10 protein-coding genes are annotated in these 19889 nt (G+C 35.3%); 2 read left to right on the top strand and 8 right to left on the bottom strand.

Annotation, left to right across the window (positions count from 1 at the left end; genetic code table 11):
- Nucleotides 1-362: 362 nt before the first annotated feature.
- A complete protein-coding gene (locus G440_RS21540) occupies nucleotides 363-563 on the bottom strand; it encodes a GIY-YIG nuclease family protein (protein WP_245574887.1) in 201 nt (66 codons plus the stop codon).
- 77 nt (nucleotides 564-640) lie between these two features.
- A complete protein-coding gene (gene cas9 / locus G440_RS0117395; protein WP_026452461.1) occupies nucleotides 641-5020 on the bottom strand; it encodes a type II CRISPR RNA-guided endonuclease Cas9 in 4380 nt (1459 codons plus the stop codon).
- 590 nt (nucleotides 5021-5610) lie between these two features.
- On the opposite strand from cas9, the gene G440_RS0117390 reads away from it, so the two are divergent.
- Nucleotides 5611-6819, top strand: coding sequence for a multidrug effflux MFS transporter (locus G440_RS0117390; protein ID WP_026452460.1), 1209 nt, complete (start codon nucleotides 5611-5613; stop codon nucleotides 6817-6819).
- A gap of 754 nt (nucleotides 6820-7573) precedes the next feature.
- Here the strand turns inward: G440_RS0117390 and G440_RS0117385 are convergent.
- The 6 genes from G440_RS0117385 to G440_RS0117360 all read right to left on the bottom strand — a co-directional run bounded on the left by G440_RS0117385 (nucleotide 7574) and on the right by G440_RS0117360 (nucleotide 18169).
- A complete protein-coding gene (locus G440_RS0117385) occupies nucleotides 7574-7768 on the bottom strand; it encodes a hypothetical protein (RefSeq protein ID WP_157418059.1) in 195 nt (64 codons plus the stop codon).
- A 104-nt stretch (nucleotides 7769-7872) separates the two neighbouring features.
- Complete coding sequence (locus G440_RS0117380; protein ID WP_026452458.1) at nucleotides 7873-10455, bottom strand: T9SS-dependent choice-of-anchor J family protein; 2583 nt, start codon at nucleotides 10453-10455, stop codon at nucleotides 7873-7875.
- Between the two features lie 30 nt (nucleotides 10456-10485).
- Nucleotides 10486-11979, bottom strand: a complete 1494-nt coding sequence (locus G440_RS0117375) for a T9SS type A sorting domain-containing protein (RefSeq protein ID WP_026452457.1) — start codon at nucleotides 11977-11979, stop codon at nucleotides 10486-10488.
- 172 nt (nucleotides 11980-12151) lie between these two features.
- Nucleotides 12152-13801, bottom strand: a complete 1650-nt coding sequence (locus G440_RS0117370; protein WP_026452456.1) for a hypothetical protein — start codon at nucleotides 13799-13801, stop codon at nucleotides 12152-12154.
- Between the two features lie 315 nt (nucleotides 13802-14116).
- A complete protein-coding gene (locus G440_RS0117365; RefSeq protein WP_026452455.1) occupies nucleotides 14117-16429 on the bottom strand; it encodes a T9SS type A sorting domain-containing protein in 2313 nt (770 codons plus the stop codon).
- Between the two features lie 108 nt (nucleotides 16430-16537).
- On the bottom strand, nucleotides 16538-18169 hold the full coding sequence (locus tag G440_RS0117360) for a tetratricopeptide repeat protein (protein WP_026452454.1): 1632 nt from the start codon (nucleotides 18167-18169) through the stop codon (nucleotides 16538-16540).
- Between the two features lie 542 nt (nucleotides 18170-18711).
- Between G440_RS0117360 and G440_RS0117355 the strand changes: the two genes are divergently transcribed.
- Nucleotides 18712-19875, top strand: a complete 1164-nt coding sequence (locus tag G440_RS0117355) for an IS4 family transposase (RefSeq protein ID WP_026450205.1) — start codon at nucleotides 18712-18714, stop codon at nucleotides 19873-19875.
- Nucleotides 19876-19889: the final 14 nt, after the last annotated feature.

Here is a 19889-nt window from a genome sequence, read left to right as displayed (position 1 = left end):
TAACAATATCGTGAATCCTAATCTTTAATCAAATCATAACGAAGAAACCGTCGCGACAAAAACCGAAAGGTCGGTTTTCCGTTGTGGTTTGGTCCATTAAGAACAAAGGGGCTATGTCAAAGAACTTCGGATTTATCAATCCCAACGCAGGTGGAATCTTGTCCCGCTATTCCACCAACCTTCATTCAACACTCCAAAACTCACTCTGATTAGATTTCTTCCTATGGTCGAAATGACAAGTTAATTACCCAAAATCGATCCTCCAAAAACTCAAAAGAAGCATATAAAGGACGGATCAAAGCCAGTTTTTTATTCCTCCGCCAAGCCTTAACCTACTTTACCCTTGCTATTTACAGCTGAATCTAAGAAAATCTATCATAACAAACCAAGTGGTGTATTTGATACCTAAATGCAAATGTTTTAATTCCCTTTTCTATATTTTCCCGATGTTCCCGTAACCTTCTCCCAAGATTATTGGTCACTCCAATATAATATGTGGAACGGCATTTATTGGTAATGATATATACATAGTATGTATGACTGCCTCCGTTAAATCCAATCATAATAGTTACATTTTTACTCTTATGGGATTAACGACCTTGAATCTCCGATTTCCTCCTCTGTCGGAATGACAAATAATTCACAATTCTTCTATTTTTCCTGTGGGCAACACCTTGAAATCAATGCCTTCAACAAAAGCAGAAAACTGATTGTGGTTCATTTTACGTAAAGGTTTGCTCTCATTGAGATTAAATTCACCATCTGGCTTGAATTTTTGTTTTTTGATATCGTCTGCTTTTCTGGCTTCTTTGAAATATCGCAACATAATTACTCCATATTCATCAATTTTTTTGGATGGGCGAACAATTCTTTGAATCGACAACCCTTCAATAATGTACATTCTTCCAATAAAATCTGAAATCTCAGTTATACTTTTTGGATTTTCTACTTTCTTATCATAAAATATCACTTGTTGCCCACGTTTTAAAACCAAATCACGGTTATTGCTTTTTACAATGGGCATTTCTACCACCTTACCTTTAACTTTCTTTTGCTTAGACATAGGGTAAAAGCCTTCGTCCTGCTTTATGAGTTTCGCCAAATTAAAATTGTTAACTAGTTCAAAATCCCTCTTACCGTCCAGTTCATATATTGCCATACAGTAATTCTCATCATTTTGTCCATATATTTTTTGCTTGTGCTCGTGTCTTGATTTCGACAAAGCACTATGGTCTTTTATTTCCAATGGGTTTTTTACAGATTTGGCATAAAGTCGCACTTTGTTTATTGGTATCTCTTTATCCTTGTTCATCCATACCTTTTCGTTTTTAGCGAATTTATTCTTTTGTTGTGGATTTGATGAAATGAGTAACACTTTGTTTAATATGGCTTCCCTTACTTTTTTCTTTACCGCTTCATCTACAATATTTTCAACATCAGAAGCTTTAATACTTTCCAAGTCCTTGCGAATAACATAACGGATTTCTTTCTTGTTCAATGGATCTTTTATGGCACCATAAATGCTATCCTGATGCAAAGAGCCCCTAATAGTATCCCCTTGTTGGTATCTTGGAATCTTTATTCCTTCTGGATTTAATTTATAAATTACTTTGCCATTGGAATCCTTTTTTGGAATAGCCTTGTCATTGTCATCTCTTACTATTTCTGCCACAAACTGTTTTTTACCCCTGATCCGAACAATCTTTTTAGACTGTTTTTTAACATTGTCTGGGGTGTAATGTGAAACCAGAATCTCCTTTTCTATTTTTACCATATCCTCCTTAAAGGTTTTCCACGGTTTCGCTGCTTCAATAATAGCCCTGGCTTTGGTCTTGTTTTGCTCATCCTCCAATTTCCAGGCTTGAGCCAGAACATCATATTTGTCTTTGGTCATACAAGCAATTGTTATAGCGTCCATAGTGTGGTGGGTATGCTTGCTTCTGTCCTTTGGTCTGTATTGCTTTTGTCCGTTTTCATCAATAAATGACTCTTGGATTCCCCATTGTTTCCTAAACTCAGCGACCATCCCTCCTTTTACGGATTCCACTCTTCTAAAATAGGATTTTAGATATGCCTCTGCATATCTTGTAATAATGCCCGTATCGGGAATTTGACTGTTTTTAAACCCTACTTTTGGTTCCTCCCAGATAAAACGTTCATATTTCCCTTGTAGATAATTACGCTTTAAGCTCAAATAATGTCTCCTTCTTATTTTTTTATCCTTTGCTTCCTTTGTCGCTACCGATTTTATGGAACGAGTAATTATTTCGATTTCCCTATCGTAATTCTCAGCTTCTTCCTTCCAATGTGCAATCCGAGGTAATATTTCGAGATGGTTGGAGAGTTCAATCGGCATTTTGTTTTTCTTGATGTCTCTATTGAATTCCCTACTGCAAAGAGTTTTGTTTAACTGCGAATTATCCTGCGAAATGCTTCTAGGTATCGTATGCTCAATATCATATTTTGGGTTTGCCCCAATGATATCGCAAATACTAATATTATTTCCACGTTCATAAATTTCGCATCTATTTTGCTCTATCCAAAGTTGATAGCGTAAAACATCGTCTACAGTTGGCTCCACTTCTTTGTGGCATTCTTCCAAATAAAGTTTCTTTATTTCCTTAATGGCCTCTTCACGCTTCCTTTTATTTTCATTTTGAAAATCCTGAATTCCCTTCCGTCTATTAGCGTTGTTTAATTCCCGAGCCATTTCGATGTGAATGATTGTCTTCTCATCCACTTGTCCTTCCAGAATCAAAGCATTCAACACTTTGCGCATTTGGTGAAGAGCACGCATTGCCATTGGGTTTTTCACCGAAGAAGTTATGGGGCTTCCAAGCACCAATTTTTCATTTCCGTTATCATCCTTGATTATCTTCTTTTTAAACACCTCAATGTCTGACGGATGATATAGTTTGTTAACTCGTTTTTCATCGGAACAATAAATTACTCCATTCTCGTTATTTCCCAGAATAAACTCGACCACTTTTTCATCTAACCGTTTTATTTTCAAATATTCAAACTCCTTTATTTGCTTTAACAACCGGACGAAGGCTTCATTCGCAATTAATTCCCGTTGTTCGGTATTCTCTATTTTAAATCCTTTAATAAAGGGCTCTAACTTTTCATCCAGTTGCTTTTTGTATAAATGTTTTGATTCATCAGAATAGAAATAACCGTTCTGTTTACAGTCTTTTATAATAGAATTGATTAGGCCAGAAATTCCATTCTCAAAAGTATTGGTTTCGATAATTTTAGCGATACCATTTTGGATGCTCAACCGCTCCTCTTGGTTTTCCCAAATTTCTTCATCTACCAATTTCTCTATATTTGCCATAAAAACAGCATGGGAATACAATAGGCCTCGCTTTAGATAAGGCAAAATCTTGTTTATAGCATTCAGGCTTACACTTGCAAAATCCTTTTTTAATTTTATTTTACTGAAGGCTTTAGCGGCTTTAGCATCCAGCCCCAATTTATCCTTGGCATATTCATATAAATAGGCATCAGAGGTTGAAACCGAAAGCAAGTGCCAAAGATCCCTATAACCAACCGTTCGGTCTACTTGTGCACTTTTTGAATTTAACGTTTTATATTTGAAAGACTTTATTTTCCAATCCTCGCCTAGTGTATTCTTTAGCGACGCTGAAACCGGACAACCAGAAACCGTATCGTTTGGCTTGAAATTAAACCAATAATGAAATCCATTTCTCCGGGACGATTTATAAAATCCAAACGAAGCGCCCTTTTCAATCAGTTCTTTTGCTAAATCCTCAAAATTGAAATGATCCTTTTTTCTCATAAACTTAGGAATCAAACGTGATTTTTCCTTGTCCGTAAGAAAACGCATTGTTTTTTCCGATTGTGTACCTATCTTGATAATATTGAGATATGACCACATTCTGTACTCTTCAAAATCAGGATGAGAAACTGAACAACGTGCCTTGTTCTTTTCAAATGAACATTTGCCTATCAACCCTTTTTGGGATTTTAAAGGGCGCTGAAAAAAGATAGCTCTGTAGAGTTCTTTAGCCAATCCAGAAAAACGTTTTTCCGGTAGTTTTTCATTTTCATTAATAGTCTCAATACCCTGTACCGTGCATATTGTGATAAATTCTTCCAAATAATGTTCTTCTCGAGAGGTGTAATGGTTACGAATTCTTTCTTTGTTATACAAACTACAGAAATATTGCCCCAGAGTTTTAAACCCACCCTCTAGCATCGCTTGAGAGATATCCTTAATTTCGCCTTTTACTTTTCCTAAATCTTCTTTTTTGTTTAATCGGTATATTAGTTCTTCCTTACATTTATCAATATCTCCTTCGTTTTTCTTTATAATCCCTTTTAGTGAATTGTATAAAGATTTCAATTTCTTTTCTCCTTCATCCAAATCCTTTGCAAACCCACCTTTTACTGACTCATCAAGAATACCAACAGTCTTAAAATAGTCCTGCAGCTCCATCAATATATCCTCCGTAAAGTTCAGGTCTTCTATTGAATTTTCGATTTGGGGACAATGCTCCTCAAAAATACCTTCTGCTGATTGGTCCAAACGATTGCTCAAAAACCCTCTGCGTTGCGCTATATGGTAAAATGCTCTACCCAAATCGAACAGAGAGATTTTATGTCTACTAGCTCGGTCTCTAAAGATATATGGGTTTATTTTATCATCGTCGCTAGTCCGTAACCAACTTAAAAATTCAGGATTTAGAGGGTAATCCTTAAAACCCGACTTCTTCCAATCTTCCACATTTTCAACAGTTAAGGGACACATTCCGTTTTTCGAAAGTACTTTTAGGGTTTCATATTTTCGCAATTTCCTTCTGTATTTCAACTTTCTTGCACTTCTGAAGCCTGTCCTTTCGGCAGCCCGTGAACTTTCGATACCTTTTTCAGACTTTACACCTTCCGAAAATATCCTAACACCTTTATCCATTAAAGAGAAAATTCCGCTTTCTCTTTCAACCACCGCCCATCCCACAGAATTTGTTCCCAAATCCAATCCTAATATTCTTGCCATAACTTATAAATTTTTTATGATGCCACTAAACTACCAAAAAATAATTTATCCGTTTTACGGGATTCCACATTGCAGGCAAAGAAATTTTTTGATATATTTGAAATGTGAAATAAATTATCCTAATCTATAATCTTATCACAATAAGGCTATATGCCGTAGATGAAAATCTTTAGTCCCGCTTCGGTGGGACTTTTTTTTTGTGAAGTTATTTTTTAATTTCCATTTTAACTTACTTGTTTAATCCTAGGGTTTAATAGTCAACTAAAAAACAATTACTCCTGTGCTATTATTTAAAAGTAACGAAGTCGTGAATGCGCTGCATTTCCGAGACCGACAGAAGAGGTTCAGCGATTCAAATAAAAATATTAATGAGAGCTAAAGCAATTCACAACAAGTCAAACAATGGTTTGAATTTGGAATTCCTGTGAATAGCCATCTAAAAACACTCTCATTAACTTTTAGCATATAAGCTTACAAGTCATATCCACAAAATCCTTCAAACAACATCTCTCAAATTTTCCATAATGATCTATTAATCTTGATCCGTAACAGCAGCACCTTTTGTAATTTTGCAAACTCTTAAAAAGACAATGCAAAATAAAAAACGAACTCTTGTAATACTTATCCTGGGCCTACTTTCTGCCCTTGGACCATTTTCCATAGACTTATACTTACCAGGGTTTCCCGAGATAGCGCGCGACCTGAATTCTACCACGGGGCGGGTGGCGCTTTCCTTATCTAGTTATTTTATTGGAGTGAGCGTTGGACAAATGATCTATGGCCCTTTATTGGATCGATTTGGAAGACGGATTCCATTGTTGACTGGGTTGTTTATTTATTTATTTGCTTCTGTTTTTATCGTTTATGTAACTTCCGCAGATTCCTTAATCCTCGCCCGATTTGTGCAAGCACTTGGGGGATGTGCAGGAATGGTAGCTGCGCGGGCTTTGGTCCGCGATCTTTTTCCAGTAACGGAAACAGCAAAAGTATTCAGTCTGCTTATGTTGGTGATTGCAGTTTCGCCAATTGTTGCCCCTACTCTGGGCGGGTTCGCCACGGCTCATTGGGGATGGCATTCTATTTTTATAATTTTGACCGTACTGGCAGCGGTTAACATTATTCTGGTTTATTTTTGGCTTCCTTTGGGGGCACCGCCAGATACAACGATGTCTTTAAAACCAAGGCCGATAATCACCAAATTCTGGACTGTATTTAAAACACCACAATTCTATACTTATACCTTGACGGGCTCTTTTGCCGCAAGTGGCCTATATGCCTATATCGCTGGTTCGCCGCATGTGTTTATGGAACTCTACGGGGTTTCTGAAAAACAATACGGATGGATTTTCGGGATTATTGCCATGGGCTTGGTTACCGCCAGTCAGGTAAATACGTTTCTGCTAAAAAAATATACGAGCCAACAAATTGTAAAAGTCACCCTAATATGCCAAGTTATTGCGGGCGCACTTTTGTTTTTCGGTACTATATTCCACCTCATCGAAATGTACTCCATGATCGTTTTGGCATTTCTATTTTTGAGCACACAAGGTTTTGCGTTTCCAAACACTTCAGCCTTGTCCTTGGCGCCTTTTGAAAAGAGCGCAGGAACGGCCTCTGCCCTTATGGGGGCGCTGCAGTTGGGAATCGGCGCCCTGATTACTGCCCTGGTATCCATGCTGAGCGATGACACGCCGCTCCCCATGACGGGAATTATGTTTTTATGCGCTATCGTTGCGTTAAGTATGCTGTATTGGGGGAACCGAAGAATTAGGATTTTAGAGGGGAGGATAATCGCCTAATCGGAATTTTCAGCTTCTAAAAGAGGGATGCTTCGTGATCGTTTTAGCTGATATATTCACATTCAAAGCTCTTAAGCCGGGTGATATATTGTAAAATACATTATTGAAAATAAAATTTATAGCCTTAATTATTATTAAGACACTCCCCAAGCTAGTTTGGTCTAGGAATGTAAAAGCAATTTGTATTTCTCTCATATTATTAATACAAGCATTAAACACCAACAGGTTCAAAGAAAAAGGCAATAAACCCCAACATTAAATCTCCAAAGTAAAAGCAAGCTTACCTAGCCAGTGGATTGACACAGAGTGCTTATTTTCTTGAAGATTAAATTGATCAAACACTTTCTCATTAAAAGCCTATGCAATTAAAACAACAGCATGAAAAGCTACCATTAATCATATATAATTAAAAAATAGTAGATATTAAATGGTTTAATTAAGTAGTTTCTATCTTTTTTAAAAGGGTTGTAAAGGGGTGATAAAAGTTAAAACCATCACTAAAATATGTAAATCAATCGTATAGTAAAATGCCAAATTTCTTAAGTTTGGTATTTAATTCATCTCCAGTATTTTTCAGGATTATACTTATTACATATCTCCGCAGAGGGTAACAATTTAGCCCTGCTCATAGCAGCAATAGCAATGCCTGAAGGATTGCTGATTTTAAAAAGGGAGTGCATAATTAATCTTTGAATTTTCTCTGCCCATAATAACCAACTAGATAGGTTCCGCAAATAAGCGTAGATTAATATTTTCAATAAATCGCGAGGATGATTGCTAGAGACACTACTGCCTCTATAGGTCTTTTCAAAAGCCGTACTATCTTCTCGTCAATGATCATATTGACAATACAAACAGGATATTTATTTGGAATACTATCATCATAGTTGGGAGGCGGAAGGCCCAATTGATTCTTACTATTGGTCTTCCATACAAGGGTTCTTTTCACACCATGAAGATTCAAAATACACCAAAAATAGTCATGAAAAAAGGCTGCCCTTTTAGACAGCCTCCTTTTATTAAAAAATGGTGAGAATTATAGAATTGAGGGAATTATTGCTTCACGAGTTTTTGAACTGTTTTGGAACCATCTTCAAAAATAACGTTTACAAAATATATTCCGTTTGAAAAGTTTGAAATATTTATATCAATAACATTTGCAGCGACGGTGGCTTCTTTAAGAATTGCGCCATTAATCCCATAGATTTGAATGTTACTCATACGTTTATTACTTTCTACAGTAAAGCTATGTTGAACAGGGTTTGGATAATAGCTAAACGACAGTAAATTTGATTGATCTATAGACAGTGTAGAAGTAGTGAAGGCATGAGGTCCTTCAAAATCGCTTTGGGTAGTGGCATCGCATATAGCGCGCACATATACATCATAAGCTGAATCTACTAACAAGTCTGTTAAGATTTCATTTGGCACTCCGTCATTATCTAAAACACTTTCACCATCAACTAAGGGGTCAAAACCCGTTGGACCGTATTTAATTTCCCATTCAGTTTCATCTCCTACTGGATTCCAATCGACTAAGGCTGTTGTGGCTGTGATATCAGAAACCGAGATATTTGATGGGGTGATACAGTCTATACCATCGTCTTGTACTTCGATACAAAAAGTTCCTTCAAAAGTCCCCTCTCCAAAACTTTCAAATCCGTTGACTTGGATGAAGTAGGTATTTCCTTCAATTAGATTTGTTAAGGTAACGACTGATAAAAAACCATCGCCTATAATACCTCCATCTTCATCGCAACCTATTTCGATTCCTAAGGTAGCAAGGTTATTACAATCTGTGGCAGATTCAAAAACTGCTACTTCTGTATCTTCTAAGGTTCCTCCTTCAAAATCTGTAGTAACAGTTACGTTACCGCTGTTTGGGGCAACAAAACTGAACCACACTGTTTGTGTTCCTGCCGCATCGTAGCATGAGCCCTGGGGCTCATCTCGTTGTAAAGTGGCACCAACATTGGTATATGACCCAGAGGTACATAGCCCATCGACAGTGAGGGTGGTTGTATTACACAAATCGTCATTTATTGGTGTAGTTTTTAGGGTAATAGGTCCGGCAAAAAAACTATTACCATCAGTACCCCCACAAAGCGATTGAACAAAAACACTGTAAATATGCGCAGGCATTAGATTTGTAATTGTGGCATTGGGACTACCATTAACTTGCAAGTAGGATCCTTCAGTAGTGGGGTTAAAGCCTGGTTCGCCATATTTAATTAACCATTCAGTTTCAGCGTTTTCAGGATTCCAACTAATAGTTGCTGTATCTGGGGTGGCATTTTCTATTTGAAGGCTTGTAGGTATAAGACAGGTTTGATTTTCTGTAATTGAAATATCGTCTACTGACAAATAAAATGGAAAAAAGCCTGAGATTAAATGACCTCTAATACCAATGTATATAACTCCAGAATTGGCTGGTATAAAGCTTCCACTTACTTCTTGATAGTCTCCACTAGTTATTTGGGTAGTTGGAAATATTTCGTGAATCATATCTACAGAGTTTTCAGAATTACCGTAGCTAGCGGCAATATCTGCCCCTTCTGAATTACTTTGTCTAGCATGTAAACTTAGGGTGTAGTTTATACCGCTTTGTACTTCGATAGGGTAAAACATCCAGGTATCGCTTCCTTTAGGTAAATAAATATTAAAATCGCCTGTGCGTGGGCCTCTATTTCCAGCGACTATTGAATTATTTACTTTCCAATGTGTATTTGAAATAATTTCTTGGGACCAGCAATTTCCAAGATTGGTGCCATTGGAATAATTTTCTTCAAATCCTTCCAAAAATGGAAGAGTAGCAGGTGCACAGAGTGTTTTAAAGGTAAAAGGCCCGGCCATTTCGCTTTCTCCTTGTGTACCACAAATAGCATTAATATAAACATCATAGCTATTTGCTTCTTCCAGATTATCAATGAATGTGTTAGGGGTTCCAGTAACGGCGATTAGGTCTCCCTGTGTTTCTGGGTTAAATCCTTGAGGTCCATATTTCACACTCCATTCATCTTCGTTACCACCGAGGTTCCAATTTAAATCAACCGAACTATCTGTTAAGTTCTGTACATTTATACTTGATGGTTTTGGGCATCTAGGCAAAGCATCTACGGTAAATTCATCGAGATATAAACGAAATGATCTTGTAGAAGTAGCTACAACAGCAACATACACAGCTTGTCCGTCAAAAGCTGCTAGGTTGTAGGCATAATTTACATAATCTCCTTGAGTATCTACGTTTGAAATTGTGGTTTCAGAACCTAGCAGTGTATTGAAATCTGAGGGGTTAGTACCTGTGGTAGATACTTTTACTTCAAAGGATTCAAGAAAATTAATTCCAGAACCACCTGCATAGAACGAGATATGGTCTGTAAGGCCTGAAGTTACAGTAAACTGTGGTGAAATGAGATAATCATCATGTGCAAAATCTTCTTGGTATATCCATAAGCCCCCGTCTCCACGATATCCATTACCAGCGTGGAACTGCCAAGATGTTCCTTGACCATCATTATCTATAACTGTCCATTCTGTTGGTAAATTGGCATCAAAGCTTTCAGTGAATTGAGCTGCGGCTTGCCAATAAGATAAGCTAAGCAAAATTGTTATAGTGAGGAATATTGTTTTATTCATTAGTATCTATTTAAATGTGAAACTTTTTGATTAATTTTTAATTATTTTCTTTGATACTGATGAACCATCTTCGAAATTAATTTCTAAGAAATACATTCCGTGGCTATAGTTTGATATATTTAGTACACTAATATTCGTATTAACACTAGTAAATTCTTGTAAAAGTGCACCACTTACGTTGTAAACTCGGTAAGCAGATATTTTTTTGGAGATACTTTCAATTTTAAGATCTGTATGTGTAGGATTAGGATATAACTGAACAAGGCTACTATTGATTTCATTATCTGTAACTCCTAAAATGTTTGGATTTTTAAAAATATAAGCGGAACCAGCATCGCCAATTTCGTTATTACCGTTAACGTCGTGGTCTTCTCTGGGTGATCCTACGATCATTTCTGGGCCATTCATTGCTATGCTCCATCCATAAAAATCTTCCGCTGCGGTATCGTCACCTTGTATTATTTGATCTTCTACCCACATTCCTGATGCGTCTTTTTTATATAAGTAAACCTCCCCTACTTCATTGCCATAAATATGAGGTGCTGTTACAGCAATATAATCTTGATTTATAGCAGTGGCCCAACCAAATTGCACTCTGTCTGTTGACGGATTTGCGTTAAGTATTTGTGCTTCTTCAAAAGTACCTTGAGTATTTTTTTCAAATATATACGCTGTTCCTACTTCTAAGTCGGCACCGTAAGAACCCACAACTATTTTATCATCTTCAATAGTTACTGAACTCCCAAAGTAATCTTCAACTTCTCCATTTGAGGCTGAAATGGTTTGGCTGTATTCCCAAATGCCACTCGCATTTTGTGTGAATAAATATGCTGCTCCTTTACTACCTTCAACTCCTTGAGCGCCTATTAACAATTGATCGCCAGAAATAGAAACTCCTATTCCAAAAATATTATTTGCTTGTGGGTTTGGGCTCATAATTTTTTGAGTTTCTTCCCATACTCCATTCACTTTAGTGAATACATATACAGAGCCAGTCCAAAGATTTTCTCCTGGAGCTCCTGCTACAATTGTATTTCCTTGTACATCTAAGGAGGTAGGGTTCATCCCTAACTTGGCATCGCTACTTAAATCGGACGCAACTATTTTTGTGCTAAATTCCCAGCTATTATTTTGATAATCATAAACATATAAGGCACCTGCTCTAATTGTACCATTAACATCTGCTCTACCTGCTGCTACTACTAAATAATCGTCGGATATTTTAACACCTCCACCATATTCTGCACCAGCATTTGGGTCGTCTGCTGCTAATCTTTGAGAGAAGTCCCAAGTTTCTTGATTGTTTTTAGCGTAGATATATGCTGCCCCAGATGCCGAGGTTTCGCGTGAAGTACCTACGATGGCAAAATTATCTGAAAGAGCTACAGAGGTTCCGAATTCTGCTCGACCTTCTCTATTTTCACTTACAATTTTTGATGTTTGTGAGAATTGAGCGCTCATCGATGCAAAGCCAAATAAGCAAGTGGCTAGAAAGATGTTTTTTGAAAAGTTAATGTGTTTCATTAGAATGATTTTAGAGTTAATTATTAGAATAAATCAAAAGGCGCTATTATAATAGCTTCTTTTAATTCGGCGTTAAAATTATAGGGGATAAATATAGAAACACAGCCGATTAAACTCCAAAGAAGGGGTGGGACATAACGTGACATGCATTGTTACAATACGTGACAGTGTGCTAAATAGATGAAAGATACGCGTGAAGAGATATAGTTTCAGGGACGTCCATTTTTTTTGAAATACGTTCTTTTCTTTTGCGACAGGACTGTGGGGTAATATTAAGTAGAGAGCCCATTTCCTTATTACTTAAATTCATATAGTTAAAAGTTAAGAAACGAATATCATTTGCTGTTAGGTTAGGATGCTTTTTCATTAGCCTATCGAGAAAGCCGCGATTTAATTCTTCAAAATGTGCTGTAAAGCTATCCCAATAAGTGTCTTTTCTGACGTGATTTTTTAATTGGCTAATTTGTTTTTTTAATTCACTATTTGTAATAATTTGGGAGTTGGTGGATAAGGATTGAATAACTTCTTCTAAAAGTTCATTTTTACTAGCTATATACATTGTCTTAGCGGTAAGGTCTCTATTTTTACTATCCAGTTCATTTTTAAGTCGTTCTTTTTCTAATAACACCAAGGTTTCATGTTCGCGATGCTGTTTTTCGGCTAATAAATGTTCGCTTTTCTCTTTACTTAATTCTAGCTCGACAATTTTTTTTCTTTGTTTATGTTTTAGAGAATTGTTTTTATAAATCCAAATTAGAAATCCCATAAAAATTGTAATTGCTAAAATTAGTTTATAAAAGAAATATTTTTCATTATCTAATTCTTCTTTAGATTGTAACAATTTTTGTTTGTAATTTTTAATTTGAAATTTGACTTTCTCGCTTTTATATAGGGCAGTATTTTTTATGGAGTGCAGTGTATCTTTAGCCATTATCACTGAATCTTTATAAGCCATTGCTTTTTGGTATTCATTTGATTGAAGAAAAATATCAGCAAGGCAATTATAGGTGTCAACACGGCTTTCGATTTTATTTTCGTTGGCTCTTGCCACTAAAGCATATGTTCTTGCTGTATCTAATTCATTTTCTTTTATATAAATCTTAGCTAAGAGTAATAGGACAGATATTTTATCTTTAACAGTCATCTTTGCTTTTAATAGTGACGCACTTTTAATTAGCGGTAAAATTTCTAAGGCAATTTGTTTTGATTTCGCGAATTGATTTCGCAGAAAGAAGTTTTCTGCTTTAGTCAGTTTTGCTAAAAGCAGAACATTATGAGAGTCAACAAGATAAGGGAGCGCTTCTTCAATATAGTATTTTGCACTATCGAGCTCTCCTAGTTCATTTAGTACAATGGCAAGATTAATACCATAGCTACCTATACGTTCCTTATCATCAATTTCTTTGGCAAGATTATAAGCATTAAGAAAAGCCTCCTTAGAGTTTAATAGATCCTTTTCTTCCCCATATAAAGCACCAATATTATTGAAAACTGCCATTTGTTGTGGTTTTTCTAGGTGCTCTATTGCAATTTCATAGGCTTGAAAATAATAATGAAATGCTTCACCATAATCCATCATTAGATAATAGTTAGTACCTATATTTAGTATTGCGTTAAATCTTTGAAGATGCCATTGATGCGTGGTAGCGATTTCTTTTGCTAAAACTAATTCTTCTATAGATTTTACGTATTGTTTTTCCGCTAATAGCTTTACACCATGTTCTATGCGTTTAACGACATTAGCCTGTGTTTCTATTTGCGCTTCAAGATTTAAATGAGGAGTAAGGAGAAGAATGAAAAAAATAAAATGTTTATAGAACAATTGATTTTTCTTTTAAAATTATTACAACATATTTAATTTAAAAATTATGACACAGATTTTACTAAAAAATGACCAAAGCAAATATGCTTTGGTCATTTAATTATACGCGAAAATGATTCTCGCTTGTATATTGAACCTATAGAAAATTAATTATTATTCAATTGTTTTCAGTTCATCTATGCGATCTATACAAAACTATAAGTTTTTAAATATAGCTCATTTAAATAGCAGGATATATATTTTAATTTAATCGCCATTTAAAGAAAACCTCTTACTTCATACTTATATATGAAATACCGTAAGGGTTTCGTTTATTTACTTTTTTAAGAGACGTTTGAAATAAGTACCCTCATAAGTATTTATTTTCACCAGATGCATTCCGCTAGCAAGTTGAGAAATATCAATATTTTCAAGTTGAGAAGTGGTTGCCATTACTAATTGACCGGTAACATTATAGATGGTTATGCTTTCGATATTTTTATTTGAAGCTACTACACTAAAACTATCATTAGTTGGATTAGGGTAGATTGCAATTTCTGAAGCTGTTTCATTTGTTGTTGTACCAAGGAAAAATAGGTCTATTGAATATTTTACCAATCCAAGGTCAAAAGTTCCAAAATACACATGGGCTCTATCATCAACAAATTGAATGGTAGAACTGGCGGTATTTAAATAATTAAGGGCTTCGGCAGAAATTTCTTCCCAGTTTGCACCGTTGTCAAAAGAGTACACAATACGCGCATCAGCTTTTGGATATAACCATCCATCTGAATAATGTGTAATTGCAACTATTTGATCATCGTTTTCGCTAGAATAGTAAGCTCTATCTACTTGCTCGTCGAATATTTGATTCCAAGTTTCACCTTTATCTGCTGAAGCAAAGATTCCTTGTGTTGTTGAGATTAAATATTGGACTGAATTTAGAGGATTAACAGAAGCACTCAAAATCATATCGTCTCTATCTACTAAAATTTCTAAGCCAGCAGAAGGGTCTTCCCAAGTTGTACCGCCATCGTTTGAGATATAAACATTAACACCTTGAGTAATTGTAATACGGTCTGAGTTTGTTGGGTCTATAACAATTCCGTATAATAAAGCGCCACTTGGCAATGCAACTTGTTCAAATACTGGAGCAGCTGGATCGGTAACATCAAATTTATAAAGTGCTTCCCCAAAAGAAAACCAAACAATGTTAGTGTTTATTGGGTCTGTAGCCATAGCGTAGATGTTTATAAACATCATAGTAGTATATATTGGAGTGTAGGTTTCACCGTGATCTAGGCTCATTTCTAAAACAGACTCCATTCCAAACCTTCCGCTGTTAAAAATTCTACCTGCCACTTCCTTATCGGCGTGTGGAAAAGTAGTGGATCCGAATGGATTATTTAAGTCGCGCATACGGTGACCGGTTTCGGTATTAGCAGCTAAATCTTTGTGTATAAACCCACTTCTAAGACCGTAGTAGAGATGACTTTCTGTTTCGCCAGTATAAGAATCTATACGCCCTGTACTATTTACCATTGGGCTATTAAGTTTTTGTAGTGTTACACCCCCATCTGCAGAGCGGAACGGGTAAAAATCTGCAGCAATAATAAGATCGTTTGCTTGAAAAGGATTAAAGGAAACTGAAAGTCCGTAGTAATATTCTGCTGGATCAACATCAGTATATACTTGATTTCTCCAGGTTACTCCATTATCATTGGTTGTAATTATTTCATTTTCTTCAAGAACAACAATGTTATTGGTGTTCTGTGGGTTGAATTGTATTGTATTAATATGGTCGTTAGACATGCTAGTATAGCTAATTACCACTTCGGACCAAGTATCGCCACCATCTAGTGAGCGGTATAAACCTTCTCTATGGCCTCCGTAACCGTAAAATGTTCCTAAGAAAATGTCGTTAAAATCTGTAGGGTTGAATGCTATAGCGCTATACGTATTACCTAGAAGTTTTTCGTCCCAGGTAGATCCGCCATCAAGGCTTACAAACAAACCGCCTATATCTCTACCTGAGCCTACACCTCTCATTAGGAACAAGTTATCAGGATTGCTAGGAGAAATAGCTACGTTATTTATTGCAACATCGCCGTGTAATGGACTAAAATAGATGCTAAACCAAGTAGCACCACCATCTGTAGTTTTAAATACTTCGTTGGTAAAACCACTACCTAAAGTGTAGGTAGTGTGTAAAAGAGCTACGTTATTATCTGCTTCGTAGATATCATAGCTTTGAATAAGTATATCAGATTCAAATCCATTTGGCACATTATATTCTTTTATAACAGAGCCATCGTTGATGTTTATTATTACAACCTTATTATATTCTGTGCCTTCTGCTCTAACAATAAAACTTAGGTTTTCGTTATTATTAATAAGACGCATATTTCGAAGTACTGCGTATTCTTCTATTGGGTCGCTGTATAGTGCTTCCCAACTATCGCCATCATCTTCAGATTTAATTATATGGTTTCCTACTGTTCTGGCATAAAGGGTACCTTCTATAGTTGCGTCAAAAAGCACATCATAGATTTGCCCATATTCTTCATTTGCTTCATAAGTTAGTTGTGCATATGAATTCTGAAAAAATGCCATTAAAAGAATTGTAATAAAAATAAAAGTCCTTTTCATACTGGAGAGTTTTTAATTAGGCCGTAAAAATAGAACCTTTGTAGGGTGAAGTCTTAAAAATAGGCGTGACAATTTGTGACATCTAGGGTAAAATTTCGTGACATAAGCCTATATATCTGCGATATAAGCTGATAAAGATACTTCATTAGGGAGGTTTAATTTTTTGCGAATACGCTCTTTGCGTTTTCTACACGATTGGGGTGTAATATTAAGTAGGGAAGCAATTTCATTATTGCTTAAATTCATATACAGATAAATAATAAAACGCACATCTTGCTGCGTTAAATCTGGATTATTTTTTAAAAGCCTATTAGTAAAACCAGGGTTTACATCTTCGAAATGTGTAAAAAAGCTATCGAGTTGCGAATTTTTCTTTAAATGTTTGCTCAGCGCTTTTATTTGAATTACCAATTCGGGTTGTGCTTTTACCTGCGGATTTGCTGTAAAGGTGTCTACTATTTCTTCAATCAATTCATTTCTACTAGAAAGATAGAGTGCTTTTGAAGTAAGCTTTCTGTTTTTAATATCCAGCTCGGTTTTTAAGCGTTCTTGTTCTAATTTTACAATGGCTTCTTGTTCGCGCATTTGTTTTTCGCCTAGCAATCTTTTGCTCTTTTCTTGTTCGAGCTCTAATTCGGTAATTTTTTTTCGTTGTTGGTGCCTAATTAAGTTATTTCGAAATATCCAAATAATAGAAATAAGTAATAGAAATGCCGCTGCGGAGATAAAATAAAGAAAACGGCGTTCCTTTTTAAGGAGCAATTGACTTTCACTTAATTGATGTGCGTAATTTTGAAGTTCGAATTTAATTTTATTGTTTTCGTAGCGCACATTGTTTCTAATCTGTTGTAGGGTATCGCGAGCTACTAAGACGCTATCTTTATATTTTAGCGCCATATCGTAATTATTTAAAGCCACATAAGCCTTGGAAAGTGCGTCGTAAATATCTTCTCTATTTTCAATAGCTATTGAACCTTGTCGTGCTTTTTGAGCATATTGTAGTGCGAGATAATAGTTATTTTGCTCTTGGCTTATTCGCGAAAGTATTAATAGAATAAACACTTTATTGTCTGCATTGGCTTCGCCTTCTAATTGAGGTAATAGTTGAAGAGACAAGCTTTTTGCCGGCTCATACATTTTGCGAATCACGAGATTTTCCGCTTCGGCCAATTGTGCCATTGTGGTTACTTTAGGTTGGTCTTTTACAAGCGGGGTAGCTTCTTCAATATACTTACTAGCCTCTTCGGGCAGGTTCATTTTATTAGCTACCAAAGCGAGATTTATTGCGTAATAGCCGTGTTTACTTTTATTATCGAGATTAAAGCTACGGTTATATGCTTTTTGAAAATACTCCTTTGCCTTATCCAGTTTTTCTTCCTGAAAATAAAGAATACCTATATTATTTAATACTGTTAGTTCATCTTTGGTTTCTAAATCGGTAATGGCAATTTCGTAGGCTCGCAAATAATAATCTAACGCTTCGCCGAAGGCAGACATTAAATAATAATTAGAGCCTGTATTAAGTAGGGCTCTAAATTCTTGTTTTGGCCAATTGTTATCTTCTGCTATTGAGGTAGCTTCCACAAGCAATTCTAAGGATTGCACGTGTTTTTTTTGAAACATTAATTCAATACCGCGTTCAATTAATTTTTCGCACTCGATCTGATTTATGGATTGTCCGTGAATTACAGGACTAGAAATTATAAGAAATAAAACAGTAATAATTCTAAAAAGCTTCATTTTTGGGGGAGACTTTGAAAACGAAAATAAGAATTATTGGAACTTTTAAGACTATATTTTAGGATTTAAATATTTCCGACATATAAAAAGCTAAGCTCCCATACTTTAAAGATTTAAGCAAACTATTTTGACACTCAAAAATTGAAGAATATTAGAGTCTTAAAACTTCATTATCCTGTAAATTAACTTGGCTGATATAACCATTAAAACTTACCCAACAAAAGATTAGTCTAAAAACTAAAATGCATCTTGAATTCATTTAATATAATAGCTACCAAAGTTTTTAAAGAAATCTATAAAGATTTGAATAATGAAGCCGACAACATTAAATTAGTTAACGCTATTCTATTGAGCGATTTATGTTTATAAACTATCTTACATTTTTTCTTATCTTTAAACTTATTTAAATAGTTTATCACACTAGTGTCCACTAAAAGTTTATAAAAGTTCTTTGAAATTATTGTAAACCTGTGTTTTAAGTCTCATTTTAAAGCGTGACGATTTGAAATGGCTATCTATGTTCGTAAAATAATATTACGAATATGAACCAAGGCAAATATATATTTTCTCAGTTGGTAAATTTTCTGCCACAACGTGTTTTTGATAGAGTTACTGCTAAATATTCTGGGAATAAATCAGTCAAACATTTTACTTGTTGGAATCAATTATTATGTATGGTTTTCGGTCAATTATCTGCTAGAGAAAGTCTGAGAGATTTGATACTTATTATAGAGGCTCATAAGTCAAAATCATATCATTTAGGGTTTGGTAAAAGTATAACTCGAAGCAACTTGTCAAAGGCAAATGAAAATCGAAACTTCAAAATATTCGAAGAGTTTGCAGACCATTTGATTAAGATTGCCCAAAGCAAAAATGATAAAAGTGATTTTGAAATAGAAGGTAATATCTATGCCTTTGACTCCTCTACTATCGACCTTTGCCTTAGTGTATTTTGTTGGGCCCATTTTCGCAAAACAAAAGCAGGAATCAAATTACACACCCTCTTTGATGTTAATACCCACATCCCCGTGTTCATTCATATTACAGAAGCAAACATACACGATGTTAATGCGATGGATGTTATAGATTACGAGCCTTTAGCTTACTATATATTTGACCGTGCTTATGTAGATTATGGACGTCTTTATCGCATCGAGAAAGCTAAAGCTAATTTTGTGGTTAGAGCAAAATCGAACATTAAATTCAAAAGAATGTATTCAAGAAAAGCAGATAAAGCCAATGGAATCAAATACGACCAAATTGGAAAAATAATGGGCTTTTATAGTTCTAAAGATTATCCCGAAAAAATTCGTAAAGTAAAATATTACGACAGTGATACTAAAAAAACGTTAGTGTTTTTAACAAACAACTTTAAATTATCTGCTAATGATATTGCATTGCTTTACAAACAAAGATGGCAAGTAGAACTATTCTTTAAATGGATAAAACAACATCTAAAAGTGAAAACCTTTTGGGGCAGATCAGAAAACGCTGTTCGAGTACAAATCAATGTTGCGATTATAACATATTGTTTGGTGGCCATAGTCGCCAAAGAATTAAAAATAAATCGTTCCAATTATGAAATTTTACAAATATTATCTGCATCACTACTTGATAAAACCCCTTTAAATGAGCTACTTATGAAATCAGATTACAATAATGTCAATGAACAAAATACTAATCAGCTGGTTTTCAACTTATTTTAAGTGGACACTAGTGA

The sequence above is a fragment of the Aequorivita capsosiphonis DSM 23843 genome, assembly GCF_000429125.1.
Taxonomy (GTDB): Bacteria; Bacteroidota; Bacteroidia; order Flavobacteriales; family Flavobacteriaceae; genus Aequorivita; species Aequorivita capsosiphonis.
The sequence above is the reverse complement of the archived record's forward strand: the minus strand, read 5'-3'. Positions and strand labels throughout refer to the sequence as shown.